The organism is Streptomyces sp. CNQ085, assembly GCF_022614595.1.
In the GTDB taxonomy this organism is placed as follows: domain Bacteria; phylum Actinomycetota; class Actinomycetes; order Streptomycetales; family Streptomycetaceae; genus Streptomyces.
In genome coordinates this window covers 1-14,562 of the sequence record NZ_JAJFAU010000125.1, presented here as the reverse complement: position 1 = coordinate 14,562, position 14,562 = coordinate 1, and the positions used below count along the sequence as shown (strand labels likewise).

The window sequence follows — 14,562 nt, the reverse complement described above, 5'->3', positions numbered from 1 at the left end:
GGCTTCTGTGCCACCGTGGCCGCGGTGACGGGCGTGGGGCGGCCTACGCGGGAGGAATCACTGCTCATGTGGACTGGGCTCCTGTGGAGGGCGATGGGCTTCGAATACGCTCTTCGAACGCTTTCGAAGGGCCGGGCGCGATGGACGTACGACCACGGGCCGACCCGCGCGTGGTGCCGTGCGGACCGGCCCGTGGACGACCCCGGTCAGACGGCGGCGCTGCGCTTCTCCAGGTAGTCGACCGCCTCGCGGACCGTGGTGAGCCGGTCGGCGTCCTCGTTGGGCACCTCGATCCCGAAACGACGCTGGACCAGGACGAAGACGGACACAACGGCCAGGGAGTCGAGTTCCAGGTCGCCGGCGAACGAGGCGTCGAGCGTGACCTGCTCGCCGGGGATCTCGGCGACCTCGTCGAGGATCTCCCGGAGGGTGATGAGGATGTCGTCCCTGCTGCTCATACTGCTTCTCCTTCGTCGGTTGGATTCCTGGTCCCGGCGGTTGCCGGGACCGCGGCCGCTGGGGAGGGCCCCGGCGGAACGGGAGGTGCCGGCGGCAGCCGGACGACCTGCCCGGCGTAGACCAGGCCGGTGCCGAAGGCCAGCAGCAGGGCCAGTCCGCCGCCGGCCACCTCGCCGTCCGAGAGCATCCTGTGGAGGGCCAAGGGGATGGACGCCGCGGAGGAGTTGCCGTAGTCGGTGATGGTGCGGGCCACCGCGACACGAGCGGGGAGCCCGAGCCCCTTGGCCAGTTCCTCGGTGATGCGCAGGTTCGCCTGGTGGGGGACGAACGCGTCCAGGTCCCCGATCCCCACCCCGGCGCGCTCCAGCGCACGCACTCCGACCGGGACCATCTCGTACGCGGCCCAGCGGAACACTTCGCGGCCCTGCATGGTGATCACCGGCCAGGGGGCACCCGGAGTTCCGCGCAGTGACGCCCAGGAGGCGCTCTGGCGGATCGTGTCGCGGTGAGAACCGTCCGAGCCCCACACCACCGGGCCGATACCCGGCTCGTCCGCCGGCCCCACCACGGCCGCCCCCGCACCGTCACCGAAGAGGAAGGCGGTTGTGCGGTCGTCGTGGTCGAGCTGCTCAGACAGCCGCTCCACCCCGATCACCAGGACGTGTTCCGAGCTTCTCGCGCCCACCATGTCGGAGGCGAGCGCTAGGCCGTAGCAGAAGCCGGCGCACCCCGCCGTCAGGTCGAAAGCCCCGGGCGCCCGCGCGCCGATGCGGTCGGCCACGGCCACCGCGAGCGAAGGGAACTGCCACAGGTGCGAGACGGTCGAGACGATCACGCAGCCGACACGGTCCGCGGATATCCCCGCGTGCCGCAGCGCCTGCTCCGCCGCGGCGACAGCCATGCCCTCGACGGTCTCCTGCTCGGTCGCCCAGTGCCGGGTGCGGATGCCGGATCGGGTGCGGATCCACTCGTCGGAGCTGTCGATCCGCTCGCAGAGCATGGCGTTGGTGACGCGGAGGGATGGGACGTAGCTGCCGATGCCGAGGACGGCGGACGGAGTGCTGTGGGCGGGGGCCGCGATACGCGGACGGCGATCTGTCACGGCGCACCCACCAGTCCCTGCCGCCGGAGGACGTCGGAGTCTGCCGCCTCGAAGTCCCACGGCCCGCACCAGCGCACCAGCGCGGCACCCATGCTCAGCCCCGAACCGAAGGCGGCGAGAACCACCAGGTCCCCGGGGGAAAGCCGGCCGAGGTCCAGCGCGTCCCTGAGCACCAGGGGCACACTCGCCCCCGACGTGTTCCCATACCTCTCGACATTGGTCACGGTGCGTTCGCGGGGCACCCCGAGACTGTCCATGATCCCGTGCACGATGTGCAGGTTGGCCTGGTGGAGGGCGAACAGGTCCACGTCGGCGGGCGCCAGGCCCTCCAGGGCCAGCAACTCCTCGACGAAACCCGGCACCCCGCCCACCGCGAAGGACCGCACGGCGGCCCCCTCCAGTTGCGCGAAGTTGTTGCCGAAGGCGCTGCGCCGGGGGTGGCCGCCGCGCGAGCGGCGCTCCTCGCGGGCCACCCACACCGTCCGGTAGCCGGAAGGGTCGCTGCGCAGCAGCGTCGTGCCTATCCCCGTGCCCGGCGAGCACCGCTCCAGCAGGTAACAGGCCGCCCCGTCGCCGAAGATGACGGCGGGCCCCACGTCCTTCCAGTCCAGAGTCTTGGTACTGACGTCGGCCATCACCACCGCCACGCGGCGGAAGGTGCCTGAGGCCACGTACTTGGCACCCACGTCGAGGGCGAAGACGCCGCCAGGGCAGGCACCGCTGTTGACGTCGAACCCGGTGGCGCCGGTCGCCCCCGCCTTGTCGATCACGAGCATGGCGGTGGGCGGTGCCATGTTGTCCGGCGTATAGGTGCCGCAGACAACCAGGTCCACGTCCGCCGGCGTGAGGCCGGCGCGGGCGCAGGCGTCGCGCAGCGCCCGCGCGCCCAGATCGGAGGTCCACTCGTCCTCGGCGGCCACCCTCCGGACCTCGACGCCGATGTTCTCCCTGATCCAGTCGTCCCGCGTGATGAGGACCTTCTCCAGGTCGGCGTTGCTGACTTCCTTCTCGGGTAAATAGGCGCCTACGGCGCGGATTCCCACACCGAATTCCATCCCCTGCCGGTGTCCGGCGATTCGCATGATGGATTCCCGTCCATTCTCCTGGGTGTCTCCCGGATGGTTCAGCCGATTCCGGGCAGCGGGCCGCGGTGGCTCCTCCGTGTTTTCTCCCAAAGGCCCAGAGCCTTTTCCACGAGGTGCCCATGGTCCTGGAACACCTCGGCGAAAGCCTTTTCCGCCTCGGCGGCCGTGGCCAGGAAGTCGACGCTCTCTCGGCCATCCTCGGCACGCACGAAGTTGTCGCGCATCACGATGAGCTTCCCGCCCGGCACCACGCGGGAGCACAGCAGACTTCCGGTGAGCGGGGAATCGTCGGCATCCATGTGGTAGTCGACGATCCAGGCATAGTCGTCGATCTCCAGCGCTCTCTCGGCGAACCGGTACACCGGGACCCAGTCGCCGCCGGGCATACGGCGCAGCACCGCACGGTGGCCGTCCACCTCACCGACCCGGTGGGTCCAGCCGGAGTGCTCCTGCGGTTCGCCGCCGGTCCGCAGCGGCCGCAGGACCGTCAGCATCAGGAAGCTGACATCAACCACCCATTCGGCCCCCTCCGCCTCGACCAGGAGCAGCAGGTGGTCCCAGCGCGGCGCCCACCGGCCGTTTACCCGCCATGCCTGGGCCGCCACCAGCCGCACCCGGAAGCCAACGTCCCTCAGAAACCGGCCGAACAGCGGAGTGGCCTCCAGACAGGTGCTGCCGCAGCGGCGGTACACCAGCTTGTCGAAGACGCCCGGAAGCTCCAGGCAGGGGCGCCGCCCCTCGAGCGCGTCGAGCATCTCGTAGGGCACCGCGAGCAGATGAGCCTCGCACAGGGCCCGCAGGCAGTCGGCGCCGGGTTCCACCGGGCCGCTGTAGCCGAGTCGCCGCAGGTATTCGGCGGTCGGCAGTTCCCACCGCGTTCCCGCAGCGGTCGGGTGGTGGAGCCGCGCGGTCACCGGGCGGTCTCCTGCGGCGTGCCCTCCCACAGGGAGCGCAGCTCCGGCTGCCCCATGACCATGGGCATGAAGTCCGGCAAGGGGACACCGTGCGGTTCCGCACCCCCCTGCCGCCCGGGCGCGAGTGCGGTGCGCTGCGATAGCTGGAAGGACTCGACGAAGGGCACGCGCGTGCGCAGGTGCTCCCGCAGCCGCCGGGTGGAGCGCTCCCGGAGCGCCCCCTCGATCCCGTCAGCGGCCCACACGGCGTCCTGGAGAGAGGTGTTGAGGCCTTGACCGCCGAAGGCGTGCATGGCGTGCGCGCTGTCCCCGATCAGCAGGACGTTGCCGTCGAGCCAGCGCTCGGGGCGCACCATGTGGTGCCGGACATGACGGTGGGGGACATCCTCCCAGGCGAGCCCGGCCACCTGCGGCGGGAACAGCGGTGCCAGGGGGGCCGCAGTCCTCGACAACTCGGCCGCCAGCCGGGCGAACGGGGCGCCCATAGCCGCCTCCACCCGCTTCTCCGAGGAAATCCACACAACGATCAGCCGGTCGCCGGGATACGGCATGGACAGCAGGTAGAAGTCGCCGAAGTGCATCGTGATCCGCGGTGGCCAGCCCGGAGGAGCCGGCACCACGAAGTCCAGGTAGCCCTTCTCATAGGCGAGGACCCGGGTGGGGATCTCCGCCAGCTCCCGAACGGCGGAGAACTTGCCGTCGCAGCCCACCACGAACTCCGGGCGCAGCACCTCGGTACCCTCGGCACCCCGAACCACCAGCTCCCGGTACCGCCCCGGCCCGCCGGTGAGGCCCTCCACCGAGACCCCCGTGCGCACCTCGGCCCCGGGCACCTCCCCCAGGGCTTCCAGCAGCGCCCCGCGCAATGTGCTGACGGGAACGGTCAGCGCGAACGGGACGGACACGCCCGGCAGGTCGGCGTACTCGTACGCCGCCTCCCGGCGCCCTCGGACGTATACGTCGCCGCCGTGGATCTCGCCGGCGCCGGCGCGCACCCGCTCCAGCAGGCCCAGCCGTTCCAGGATTCGCAGGGTCACCGGCTGCAGGACGGGCGCGCCGGCCTGCCGGGCGAGGTCGATTCGGGGGCTGCGCTCCAGCACGGTAACCCGGTGGCCCCGCCGACCGAGCAGCAGAGCGAGCAGGAGTCCGGCGGGCCCCGCCCCCACGATGCACACCGTGGGATCCGGTGGTCTGTCGGGCATTCTTCGCCTCCTGAGGACTTGGGGGCATCCAACGGCAAGCAACGGGAGTGGAACCGCGTGCGATGACGCATGGAATTCTTCGGCCCCCCCGCCGACCCGCACAGACCCGGTCGACCTGAACGAAAGACGAGCCCTCTCTCCACGCCCGGCCGATTAATTCGGCCAGGGAGGAAGGGGCTTGGCGGCCCGCGGCTCCTCCCCGGATCGTGGTCGCAACGTCGAGGAGATGAGGTTGGTGATGTCACGCTGGTCTCCCGGAAAGAGCCTGAGAATCAGCAGGCTCGGTCCCCCGGACGGCCGTTTCCTGTTCGTTCCGATGGATCACTCCCTGGCGGACGGGCCGATCGTCTGTGAACGACGCTTCCACGAACTGGTACAGCAGGTGTCAGCCGGCGGAGCGGACGCCGTGGTCCTGCACAAGGGGCGGGCGCGGGGCCTGGACCCGCGCGTGCTCCAGGACACGGCACTCGTCGTCCACCTGAGCGGCAGCACCTCCCACGCTCCCGACGCCGACGCCAAGATCCTCGTCGGCTCCGTGGAGGACGCCCTGACGCTCGGCGCGGACGCGGTCAGCGTCCACGTCAACGTAGGTTCCGACACCGAGGCGGAGCAACTGGCCGATCTCGGCGCGGTGGCGGGCGCCTGCGACCGCTGGGGGCTGCCGCTGTTCGCCATGATCTATCCCCGGGGCCCCCGGATCTCGAACCCGCACGACCCCTCCCTGCTGGCCCACGTGGTCAACATCGCCGCCGACCTCGGCGCCGACCTGGTCAAGACCACCTGGTCCGCACCGCTGGGCGCGATGGCCGACGTGGTCTCCAGCAGCCCCGTCCCCGTCCTGGTGGCCGGCGGCCCGGCGGACGGGGGGGACCTCGCCGTCTACGCCCGCGAGGCCCTCGCCGCCGGCTGCAGCGGCCTTGCGGTGGGACGCCGGGTCTTCGGGCACTCCGACCCCCGCGCGGCCGTGCAGGAACTGGCCGCCATCGTCCACCCCACGCCCTCCCACACAGGCCGAGGTCCGGCCGAATTCCCCTCCCGTCCTTCCCCGTCACGAGTATTGGCAGGTTCCCGGTGAAGTTTGGATGGATCGACCTGCGCGGTGTCCCCACCGAGCAGCACGACGCGGTGATCGAGGCCGCACTCCACGTCAAGATCGAAGGCATCGTCGCCGAAGACGAGGAACGGCTGGCCGCGCTGCCACCCACGGTCAAGCGCGTACTGCTGCCCGCCGCGCAGCAGTTTCCCACCGCCGACGCCCCGGACGGCGCCGGCGAACGGCCCGGCCACGACATCCGGCTCACCCGCCTGGAGTCGCCGGACGACCTCGACCGGCTGCGCCTGACAGTCGCGGGGACCCCGCACGAACCGGCCGCGTTCATCGATGTCACCGACGACCCGACGCTCAAGCTCGCCTGCGCCGCGGCGATCGAACTGCCCTACACCGTCGTGCAGTTCAAGGACCCGACCAAGATCCCGCTGGAGATTGTGATCGCGGCCGCCGACAAGACGCCCGGCCAACTCGTATGCCAAGCGGACGACCTGGAGGAGGCCGGCATCATCCTGGACGTCCTGGAGAAGGGCTCCGAAGGCGTGATGTTCGCACCGCGGGACGCCAACGAGGTCTTCGCCTTCGCCGAACTGCTGCGCACCCAGACCCCGCACCTGGACCTGACGACCCTGACCGTCCGATCCATCGAGCACAACGGCCTGGGCGACCGGGTCTGCGTCGACACCGGCACCCATTTCGCCGAGGACGAGGGTATCCTCGTCGGCTCCTACGCCCACGGCTTCGTGCTATGCGTGAGCGAGACCCACCCGCTGCCGTACATGCCCACCCGGCCGTTCCGCGTCAACGCCGGCGCGCTCCACTCCTACACGCTCGGCATGGACGGCCGGACCAACTACCTCAGCGAGCTCAAGGCCGGCTCGCCGATCCTCGCGGTCGGCGCCGACGGCCGCACCCGGCGGGTCGTGGTCGGCCGCATCAAACTGGAGTCCCGTCCGATGCTGACCATCAAGGCGGTCTCCGAGGACGGCACCGAGGTGAGCCTGATGGTCCAGGACGACTGGCACGTGCGCGTCCTCGGCCCCGGCGCGGCCGTGCTCAACGTCACCGAGCTCAAAGCCGGGGACCAGCTGCTCGGCTACGTCTCCACCGAAAAGCGGCACGTCGGCTGGCCGGTCAAGGAGTACTGCGTCGAGAAGTGACGCGACCGGACTGCCCGAGCCCCGCCCCCGTCGGGGCCCGGGTGCCCCGCCCCGGCCGTGCCGTCCCGAGCGGCGCGGCCGGGCACGGGCATGCACACGCGGACACCGTGCGATGGGACAACTCAATGTCGGAGGAACCTCAGTGACCTCTCCCCAATCCCTGGTGGCCCCCTGGTGGGGCGACCAGTTGCTGCGCGAGCAACCGGACGACGCGGTCTGGGCCCGCACCCGCAGGGACGTGACGTGGGCCGAGCTCCGCGACCGGGTGGAGCAGAGCATCGGAATATTCGTCGCCCACGGCATCGGCCCCGGCAGCTCTGTCGCACTGCGCCTGCCCCCCAGCCTCACCGGCATCTGGTCCCTGCTGGCCCTGTGGTCCCTGGGCGCCCAAGTCCAACTCCTGGACCACCGGCTCAAGCCGGCCGAGGTCCAGCGGATCCTCGACCTGTGCGAGCCGCGGTACTACGTCCACTTCACCGACCGTGCCCCTGCCCTCTTCCAGGACGAGTGCGAGGTGTACGTCCAGTGGCGGCGCGGCGGCCGGGAGGCCGTCACCGGCCACTGCCTGGTCCAGTTCAGCTCCGGTTCCACCGGACGGCCCAAGGTGATCGGGCGTACCAGCCAGTCACTGCGGGCGGAGTTGCAGGCCTTCTCCAGCCTCGATGCTATGCCGCGCCGCGGCGAGCGCGTGCTCCTGCTCAACTCGACGATCCACTCCCTCGGCCTGATCGGCGGCGTACTACATGCCATGAACACCGGCGCGACCCTGGTGTTCGCATCCAGCCTCCAAGTGGACGTCCTGCTCAGGACGCTGGCTGAGGAGGAGATCGACGCGGTCTTCGGCGTGCCCTTCCACTACGACCTGCTGGGCAGGGCACCCGCCCCGCCCGCCCTGCCGCACCTGCGGCTGGCCGTCAGCGGCGGTGAGAGGCTGACCCAGGAGGTGCACGAGCGATTCTCGGACCGGTACGGCATCAGGATCGGCCAGGCCTACGGCATGACCGAGACCGGCATCATCGCCACCGACCTGCCCGGGGAGTTCGCCCCGCCGACGGTCGGCCGGGTGGTGCCGGGCGTGCGCACCCGGATCACCGAGGGAAAGCTCTGGATCAGCCTGGACCACTCGCCTTACCTGCAGGACGAGGGCACCGATCGCTACGTGGACGGCTGGCTCAACTCGCACGACCTGGCCGGCTTCGACGAGAACACGGGGGCCCTGCGGATCACCGGACGGTCCGACACCCTCGTCGCCGTCGGTGGTCTGAAGGTCGACCTCATGGAGATCGAGAACGAGCTGGCACAGCACCCCGCGGTACGGGAGATCGTGGTGGTCCAGAGCAACGGCATCGAGGCCCACATCGGAGCCCCCGACGGCCTGACGGCCTCCGAACTGCTGGCCTTCGCCCGCGAGCGCCTGAGCAGCTTCAAGATCCCCCGGCGCATCCACATCGGACCGGAACTGCCGCGCACAGCCAACGGCAAGCTGCTGCGCACCGCCGAACTGATCCATGCCGCCTACGCGGCCTCCGGGCGACCGCGCGGGCCACTCCCCGTAACGGGGGACGCACGATGATCATCGAGCCGGTAAGACGCGGCGCCGTGTGGGCCGCCGCCCACCCCGATGGACGCGACCGTGCCGTACGCCGCACCATAGAGCAGATACGGCACCACGGCACGGCCCGCGGGCCCCGGGCGGCCCTGGTTGTCGGGGCCTCCTCCGGACTCGGCCTGGCCACCCGCCTCGCCGTCGCGTTCGGCTCCGGCTCCGCAACCGTCGGCGTCTGCCTGGAGAGGCCGGGCGCGCCCAACCGGACCGCAACCGCGGGCTGGTACAACGCTGCCGCCACCGAACGGGAACTGCGCGCCGCCGGCCTGTACGGACGCACCGTCGTGGGCGACGCGTTCGGTGACGCCGTCAAGGAGCGAACGGCCCGCCTGATCGCCGAGGAACTCGGAGGGGTGGACCTCGTCGTCCACAGCGTCGCCGCGCCCCGCCGCACGGACCCCGTCACCGGCCGGGTGCACCGCTCCGTCATCAAGGCCATCGGCGCCCCCTTCACCGAGAAGGCCTTCGACGCGCGCTCCGCCTCCGTACGGACGATCACCACCCCGGTGGCCTCCGAGAAGGAGATCGACCAGACCGTCCGCGTCATGGGAGGCGAGGACTGGGCGCGCTGGATCGACGTACTGGAGCGGCACGGAGCCCTCGCACCCGGCGCGATGACCGTCGCCTTCAGCTACATCGGCAACGACTGGCTCGCCCCGACCTACCGCGACGGCACCCTCGGCCGGGCCAAGCAGCATCTGGAGGACACCGCCGCGGACCTGGCGCGGCGGCTGGCCCCGGACGGCGGACGCGCCCACGCGGCGGTCATGCGCGCCCTGGTCACCCCGGCGAGCCAGGTGATGCCGGTCCAGGCCCTCTACACCCTGCTGCTGTCCCGGGTGACCCGGGAGGCGGGACTGCCGGAGGACACCGACGGGCAGGCCCGCCGGCTTCTGCGGGACCACCTGTACGCCGACGGGCCGCTCCACACCGACAGCCGCGGGCGCATCCGCCTGGACGACATCGAGATGCGGGCCGACATCCAGGAGGAGGTCCGCCGCCGCTGGGACAAGGTGACCGACACGGCCGGCCTCGCGGAACTGGGGGACCTCGACCACTACCTCGCCCTCACTCGAGAACTGTACGGGTTCGGGGTCGAGGGGGTGGACTACGCGGCCGACACCGACCCGGTTCGTGAGATACCCGGCGCCCTGCGCATCCCCGACGTTCATCCCCGACCCTAAGGAAACGATGTGAGGACCGCAGAAACCGACCGCATCACCGAGTTCGTCCTCAAGGTGGTCCGGGACATGCTGAACGCCCCCCTGCCGCCCAGCACCCCGCCCGGGATACCGCTGGGACCCGGAGGGCTCGAACTGGAGTCGCTGTCCCTGGTGGAGTTGACCGTCCACGTCGAGCGCGAGTACGGCATCCGATTCCCCGACGAGGCCGTCGACGGGCTCGGGACGATGACCCTGGGCGAACTGGTGGCCGACATCCGCTCCCGGGCCCCGGGGGAGGGCGGCACCGGTGAGCCGCCCACCCCGACGCTCTCGGACGTCAAGCGACTGCTGGTGCTCAGCCAGATCATCCCCGACAGCGAGCCCGAGACCATTGCGGACAACGCCGAGGTGGTTCTCGACTCCCTCACGCTGGTGTGGTTCGCCCACCAGCTCAAGGAGCAGCACGGCGTCGAACTGGAAGTCGGCCACGGGCAGTGGGACGAGGTCACCTCCGTGGCTGCGCTCCACCGGCGCCTGCTGGAGCATACCGGCACCGCGGCGAAGGAAGCCACCGGACGATGAGCACCGGCCCCGACGACGTCCTCATCACCGGGTACGGCCTGTTCACCGGACACGGGTTCGGCGAACACGCCCTCCACACCGGGATATTCGCGGGGCGCCCAGCCTTCCGGCCCGTCGAGCGCTTCGACACGAGCGCCTTCCGCGGACAGCATGCGGCGGCCCACGGAACCGAGGGGCTGCCGCTGCCCGGCACCACCCCGGACGCCCGGCGCGTCCCCGGCCAGCGCGAGGCTCTGGCGGCCTGCGGCCGGGCCGCGCTCGACATGGCGGGCCTTGGTGGAGGACCGCTGCGCGCCGACGTACTCATCGGCACCCAGGGAGACCACACGGGCGTCACCTCCTTCTGGAACGGCGGGGAAGGACCGGCAGGGAAGCGCGAGGTGACCGAGAGCCTCCCGGCGGCACTGCCCGACCTGGTAGCCGACGACCTGGAGCTGTCAGGACGGCGGCAGGCGTTCGTCAACGCGTGCGTCGCCTCGACCAACGCCCTGATGCACAGCGCGCGGCTGATCCGGTCCGGCCGCGCGGAGACCGTACTGTGCGCTGGCGCCTACCTCGTGGAACCGGAGTTCTTCGCCAAGTTCGACTCGGGAAGGGCGTTCTCCACTGACGGCCGGGTACGCCCCTTCTCGGCCGACCGCCAGGGGCTGCTCCTGGGCGACGGGGTAGCCGCCCTGGTCCTGGAACCGGCGTCGCGGGTACGCACCCGCGGCGGCGAGCCCCTCGCCCGTGTCAGCGGGTGGGGCATGGCCTCCGACGCTCACCACGTGTGCCGGCCGCACCCGCAGGGCGCGGGGCTGGCAGCCGCCGTCGAGGCGGCACTGTGCCGGGCCTCCGCCGCACCCGAGGGCATCGACTACGTCAACGCACACGGCACCGGAACCAGGACCAACGACCCTGCCGAGACCGCAGCGCTGCACCGCGCCCTGGGCCCCGCCGCCCGGCGGACACCGGTGAGCTCCACCAAGAGCACCACCGGTCACATGCTGGAGGGATCGGGCGCCGTGGAGGCCGTGATCGGGGTATACGCCCTGCGCCACGGAATCCTGCCGCCCACTGCCGGCTACACCGCCCCCGACCCTGCCTGCGACCTGGACTGGATCCCCAATGAGCCCCGAACTGCCCGGGTACGGCGGGTGCTGAGCACCAACGCGGCCTTCGGGGGCCTCAACGCCGCGATCGTGCTGGAGCGCCCATGACCACCTCAACGACCACGGTGCCCGCATCCGCCCACGTCATCGGCGCGGCTGCCGTGACCTGGCCTGCCGAGGGCGGGCTGCCGGGGGTCCCCGGATTCATCGAGTCGCGGTTCAACCCCCTGGTCAAGGAGGTCGCCGACCGCTGCATCGCCGACGCGGCCCCCGACGGGCTGGGCGACTCGGCTGGCCGCACCGGCGTCTTGCTGCTGACCTCGTTCGGCGACACCACCACCACGGACCTGGCCAGCCGGAGGCTTGCGGCGGGACAGATCCACAATCCGCTGCTGTTCTACCAGTCGGTGCCCACCTCGGTACTCGGCCTGGTCACCCGCGACCACAACATCACCGGGCCCATCTGCTGCCTGTCGGTGCACGAAGGGTCCACGCCCGAGGCGTTCGAGACAGCCGAGCTGATGCTGGCCGACGACGGAATCGAGCAACTGCTCCTGATCGGCGTCGAGCTGGCACCCAGCCCGCGGACCACCGCCGCGCGCCTGGGGCTGCAGCCCCATGGCGTCACCGTCCACCCGGGCAGCGACGAGGCCGTGGCCCTGCTGCTGGGCCGAGAACGGGCACCCGGCACGGCATGGGGCACTGCCGTCGGAACACACCCCCAGGACGCCGACCGTGTCCCGGAACGGGACACCCCCGCTGCGGGCCCTGCCCACCTGCGCGGTCTCGGTGCCCTCCGGGCGGCCGCCCGCGCTTGGCGCACAACACGCCCAGACGCCGGAACGCCACCGGAGGATCCCCCATCGCCCAGGCCCCGACGGGACCGGACCCGAGCCGCCCCGGCGGCCCACGCCCGCGGAAGCTCCCCGACCGCCTAAGGAGACAGATCGTGGAGAACCAACACGCAGTCGCGGCCCCGCCCAGCCCACCGGCGGGGTTCGTGGAACCACCCCGGAGCATCCTGTCCATACCGCCCGACCTCCATGCCGACCAGCTGATCACCCGCATGGGGATCGAGGTGGTCTCCTGGCAGCCGGACCGGCTGGTCGGCACCATGCCCGTCAAGGGGAACCAGCAGCCCTTCGGCTGGCTGCACGGTGGGGCCAACGCGGTGCTCGCCGAAACCCTGGGCTCGATCGCGGCCGGCCTGCATGCGGCGCCCCGCGGTGCCGTCGTCGGCCTCGAGGTGTCCTGCACACACCACCGCCCGGCCCGGGACGGCAAGGTCACCGGCGTGTGCACCCCGCTCCACCAGGGAGACCGGGTCGCGACCTACGCGATCGCCATCACGGACGACAAGGAGCGGCTCACCTGCTCCGCACGGGTCAGCTGCCTGGTCCACCGGCGCGAAACCGACGGAGGGCGTCCATGAGTGTCCGCACCGGTCCCGACGTCAGCACGCACCCCGACCCCGACACCTTCCGCCGGGCCATGGGACTGCTGCCCACCGGTGTCACGGTCATCACCGCCGGCAGCGGTGAGCACACCGAGGCGCTCACCGTCAGCTCCGTGACATCCGTGTCCCTCGCCCCCCTGCTCGTCCTCGTCAGCGTTGGGACCCGTGGACGGATGCTCCGCAGGATCGAGGAGCACGGAGCGTTCACCGTCAACGTCATGGCGCGCGACCAGGAACCGCTGTCCAGACTGTTCGCCTCTCACGACAGGCCCGTCGGAACCGAGGCCCAGCGGTGGCTCGGCGACCGGGTGGGCCGCACCGGCAACGTCCTGGTGGAAGGGGCGGTACTGTCCGTCGACTGCCGCACCGAAAACCGCTACCCCGGCGGTGACCACGCCATCCTGCTCGGCCGGGTGAACGCGGTGCACACGGCCGAGCACCGCGGTGAGCCGCTGCTCCACCACCGAGGCGCCTACGCTGGCCTGGCGGCGGGAGTGATGACATGACCCGCTCCGTCCTGATCACCGGCGGAAACCGCGGCATCGGCCTCGCCGTCGCCCGCGCGTTCGCGGACCGGGGAGACGCGGTCGCCGTGACCCACCGGGGCTCCGCTGTTCCTGACGGCCTGCTGGCCATCAGATGCGATGTGACCGACCCCGACCAGGTGGACGAGGCGTTCACCGCGGCCGAGGAGGTGCACGGTCCCGTCGACGTCTTCGTCGCCAACGCCGGGATCACCGACGACAGGCTAGCCCTGCGCATGAGCGACCGGGACTTCCAGCGGGTCCTGGACACCAATCTGCTCGGTGCCTTCCGCACGGCGAGGAGGGCCGTCGAGTCGATGGTGTGTCGTCGGCGCGGCCGCTTGGTCTTCGTGTCCTCCGTCGCGGGGCTGCGCGGATCGCCGGGGCAGGCCAACTATGCGGCCAGCAAAGCGGGCCTGGTCGGCCTCGCTCGGTCGCTCGCGCGTGAACTGGCTTCCTGCGGCATCACTGTCAACGTGGTGGCACCCGGACTGGTGGACACCGACATGACCGAGCAGCTCTCCGAGCGGCAGAGGAAACAGATCCTCCAGGAGGTCCCGCTCAACCGCAGCGCGAATCCCCGGGAGGTCGCGTCGGCCGTGCTCTGGCTGGCCTCCGAAGACGCCGGATACGTCACTGGCGCCGTCGTCCCCGTCGACGGAGGACTCGGCATGGGGCACTGACCGGTGACGGTGCCCCGCAGGGGAGAGGAGCGTGCGGTGAGGTGCGGGAAGAAGACGTACCGGCCGCCGCTCCGGCTCGCACAAGCGCCGCTCGCCGCCGTCGGCGACGATTCGGGGACGGACGACGCTGCCTGCGGTGGCCTCGCTCGGCGAGCAGAGTCCGCACTTCGCCGACGGCGCAGGTGATGGTGGAGCGATCCACCCCGAACCAGCAGGCCAGCACGTCGTGCACGCCTATCTGCGCTGGCGGAACAAGAACGCCCGCCATCCCGACGTGCTGGCCGCCCAACGACGCGAACGCGCCCGCATCCGCAGTGAAGTCTTCTCGGCAACGTGACGGTTGCACTGCGTGGCGTGACGACGTCGCGGTGTGTCTCCAGCCTCGGGAGCACCCCGAGGCCAGACAGCATGAAGCCTCTGGCAGGAACGAGTCGACCAAGATCACGTTCCGTACAACCAGAGGCTCCACGTGCCGTCCAGTATCACC

The 14,562-nt window shown here is 71.1% G+C and carries 16 protein-coding genes; 11 read left to right on the top strand and 5 right to left on the bottom strand.

Annotation, left to right across the window (positions count from 1 at the left end):
• Window positions 1–206 precede the first annotated feature (206 nt).
• Genes LJ221_RS18800 through LJ221_RS18780 form a run of 5 tightly spaced genes read right to left on the bottom strand, consistent with a single transcriptional unit; the run spans window position 207 to window position 4,762 of the window.
• A complete protein-coding gene (locus LJ221_RS18800) occupies window positions 207–458 on the bottom strand; it encodes an acyl carrier protein (protein WP_241717902.1) in 252 nt (83 codons plus the stop codon).
• Window positions 455–1,561 carry a beta-ketoacyl-ACP synthase III gene (locus LJ221_RS18795; protein WP_241717901.1) on the bottom strand — a complete coding sequence of 369 codons (1,107 nt, stop codon included), beginning with the start codon at window positions 1,559–1,561 and terminating at the stop codon, window positions 455–457. Before LJ221_RS18795 ends, LJ221_RS18800 begins: the two co-directional genes overlap by 4 nt.
• Complete coding sequence (locus tag LJ221_RS18790; protein WP_241717900.1) at window positions 1,558–2,643, bottom strand: 3-oxoacyl-ACP synthase III family protein; 1,086 nt, start codon at window positions 2,641–2,643, stop codon at window positions 1,558–1,560. Before LJ221_RS18790 ends, LJ221_RS18795 begins: the two co-directional genes overlap by 4 nt.
• Window positions 2,644–2,684: 41 nt before the next feature.
• The gene (locus LJ221_RS18785; protein WP_241717899.1) at window positions 2,685–3,560 is read right to left on the bottom strand and encodes an arylamine N-acetyltransferase; all 876 of its coding nucleotides are present in this window, start codon (window positions 3,558–3,560) and stop codon (window positions 2,685–2,687) included.
• Window positions 3,557–4,762 (bottom strand): NAD(P)/FAD-dependent oxidoreductase, encoded by a 1,206-nt coding sequence (locus LJ221_RS18780; protein WP_241717898.1) that lies wholly within the window; start codon window positions 4,760–4,762, stop codon window positions 3,557–3,559. Before LJ221_RS18780 ends, LJ221_RS18785 begins: the two co-directional genes overlap by 4 nt.
• Window positions 4,763–5,000: 238 nt before the next feature.
• On the opposite strand from LJ221_RS18780, the gene LJ221_RS18775 reads away from it, so the two are divergent.
• The 11 genes from LJ221_RS18775 (at window position 5,001) to LJ221_RS18725 (ending at window position 14,412) form a co-directional block, all read left to right on the top strand.
• Window positions 5,001–5,837 (top strand): 2-amino-3,7-dideoxy-D-threo-hept-6-ulosonate synthase, encoded by an 837-nt coding sequence (locus tag LJ221_RS18775; RefSeq protein WP_241717897.1) that lies wholly within the window; start codon window positions 5,001–5,003, stop codon window positions 5,835–5,837.
• Entirely contained in the window at window positions 5,834–6,970 is a 1,137-nt protein-coding gene (locus LJ221_RS18770; RefSeq protein ID WP_241717896.1) for a 3-dehydroquinate synthase II, read from the top strand. Before LJ221_RS18775 ends, LJ221_RS18770 begins: the two co-directional genes overlap by 4 nt.
• A gap of 142 nt (window positions 6,971–7,112) precedes the next feature.
• On the top strand, window positions 7,113–8,543 hold the full coding sequence (locus LJ221_RS18765; RefSeq protein ID WP_241717895.1) for a class I adenylate-forming enzyme family protein: 1,431 nt from the start codon (window positions 7,113–7,115) through the stop codon (window positions 8,541–8,543).
• Entirely contained in the window at window positions 8,540–9,760 is a 1,221-nt protein-coding gene (fabV, locus tag LJ221_RS18760; RefSeq protein ID WP_241717894.1) for an enoyl-ACP reductase FabV, read from the top strand. The genes LJ221_RS18765 and fabV overlap by 4 nt, the downstream gene beginning before the upstream one ends.
• 9 nt (window positions 9,761–9,769) lie before the next feature.
• Window positions 9,770–10,321, top strand: coding sequence for an acyl carrier protein (locus tag LJ221_RS18755; RefSeq protein WP_241717893.1), 552 nt, complete (start codon window positions 9,770–9,772; stop codon window positions 10,319–10,321).
• Window positions 10,318–11,520, top strand: a complete 1,203-nt coding sequence (locus tag LJ221_RS18750; RefSeq protein WP_241717892.1) for a beta-ketoacyl synthase — start codon at window positions 10,318–10,320, stop codon at window positions 11,518–11,520. Before LJ221_RS18755 ends, LJ221_RS18750 begins: the two co-directional genes overlap by 4 nt.
• Complete coding sequence (locus tag LJ221_RS18745) at window positions 11,517–12,350, top strand: ketosynthase (protein ID WP_241717891.1); 834 nt, start codon at window positions 11,517–11,519, stop codon at window positions 12,348–12,350. Before LJ221_RS18750 ends, LJ221_RS18745 begins: the two co-directional genes overlap by 4 nt.
• Window positions 12,351–12,361: 11 nt before the next feature.
• Entirely contained in the window at window positions 12,362–12,844 is a 483-nt protein-coding gene (locus tag LJ221_RS18740; protein WP_241717890.1) for a PaaI family thioesterase, read from the top strand.
• A complete protein-coding gene (locus tag LJ221_RS18735) occupies window positions 12,841–13,374 on the top strand; it encodes a flavin reductase family protein (protein WP_241717889.1) in 534 nt (177 codons plus the stop codon). Before LJ221_RS18740 ends, LJ221_RS18735 begins: the two co-directional genes overlap by 4 nt.
• The gene (fabG, locus tag LJ221_RS18730; protein ID WP_241717888.1) at window positions 13,371–14,075 is read left to right on the top strand and encodes a 3-oxoacyl-ACP reductase FabG; all 705 of its coding nucleotides are present in this window, start codon (window positions 13,371–13,373) and stop codon (window positions 14,073–14,075) included. Before LJ221_RS18735 ends, fabG begins: the two co-directional genes overlap by 4 nt.
• 136 nt (window positions 14,076–14,211) lie before the next feature.
• A complete protein-coding gene (locus LJ221_RS18725) occupies window positions 14,212–14,412 on the top strand; it encodes a hypothetical protein (RefSeq protein WP_241717903.1) in 201 nt (66 codons plus the stop codon).
• Window positions 14,413–14,562 lie beyond the last annotated feature (150 nt).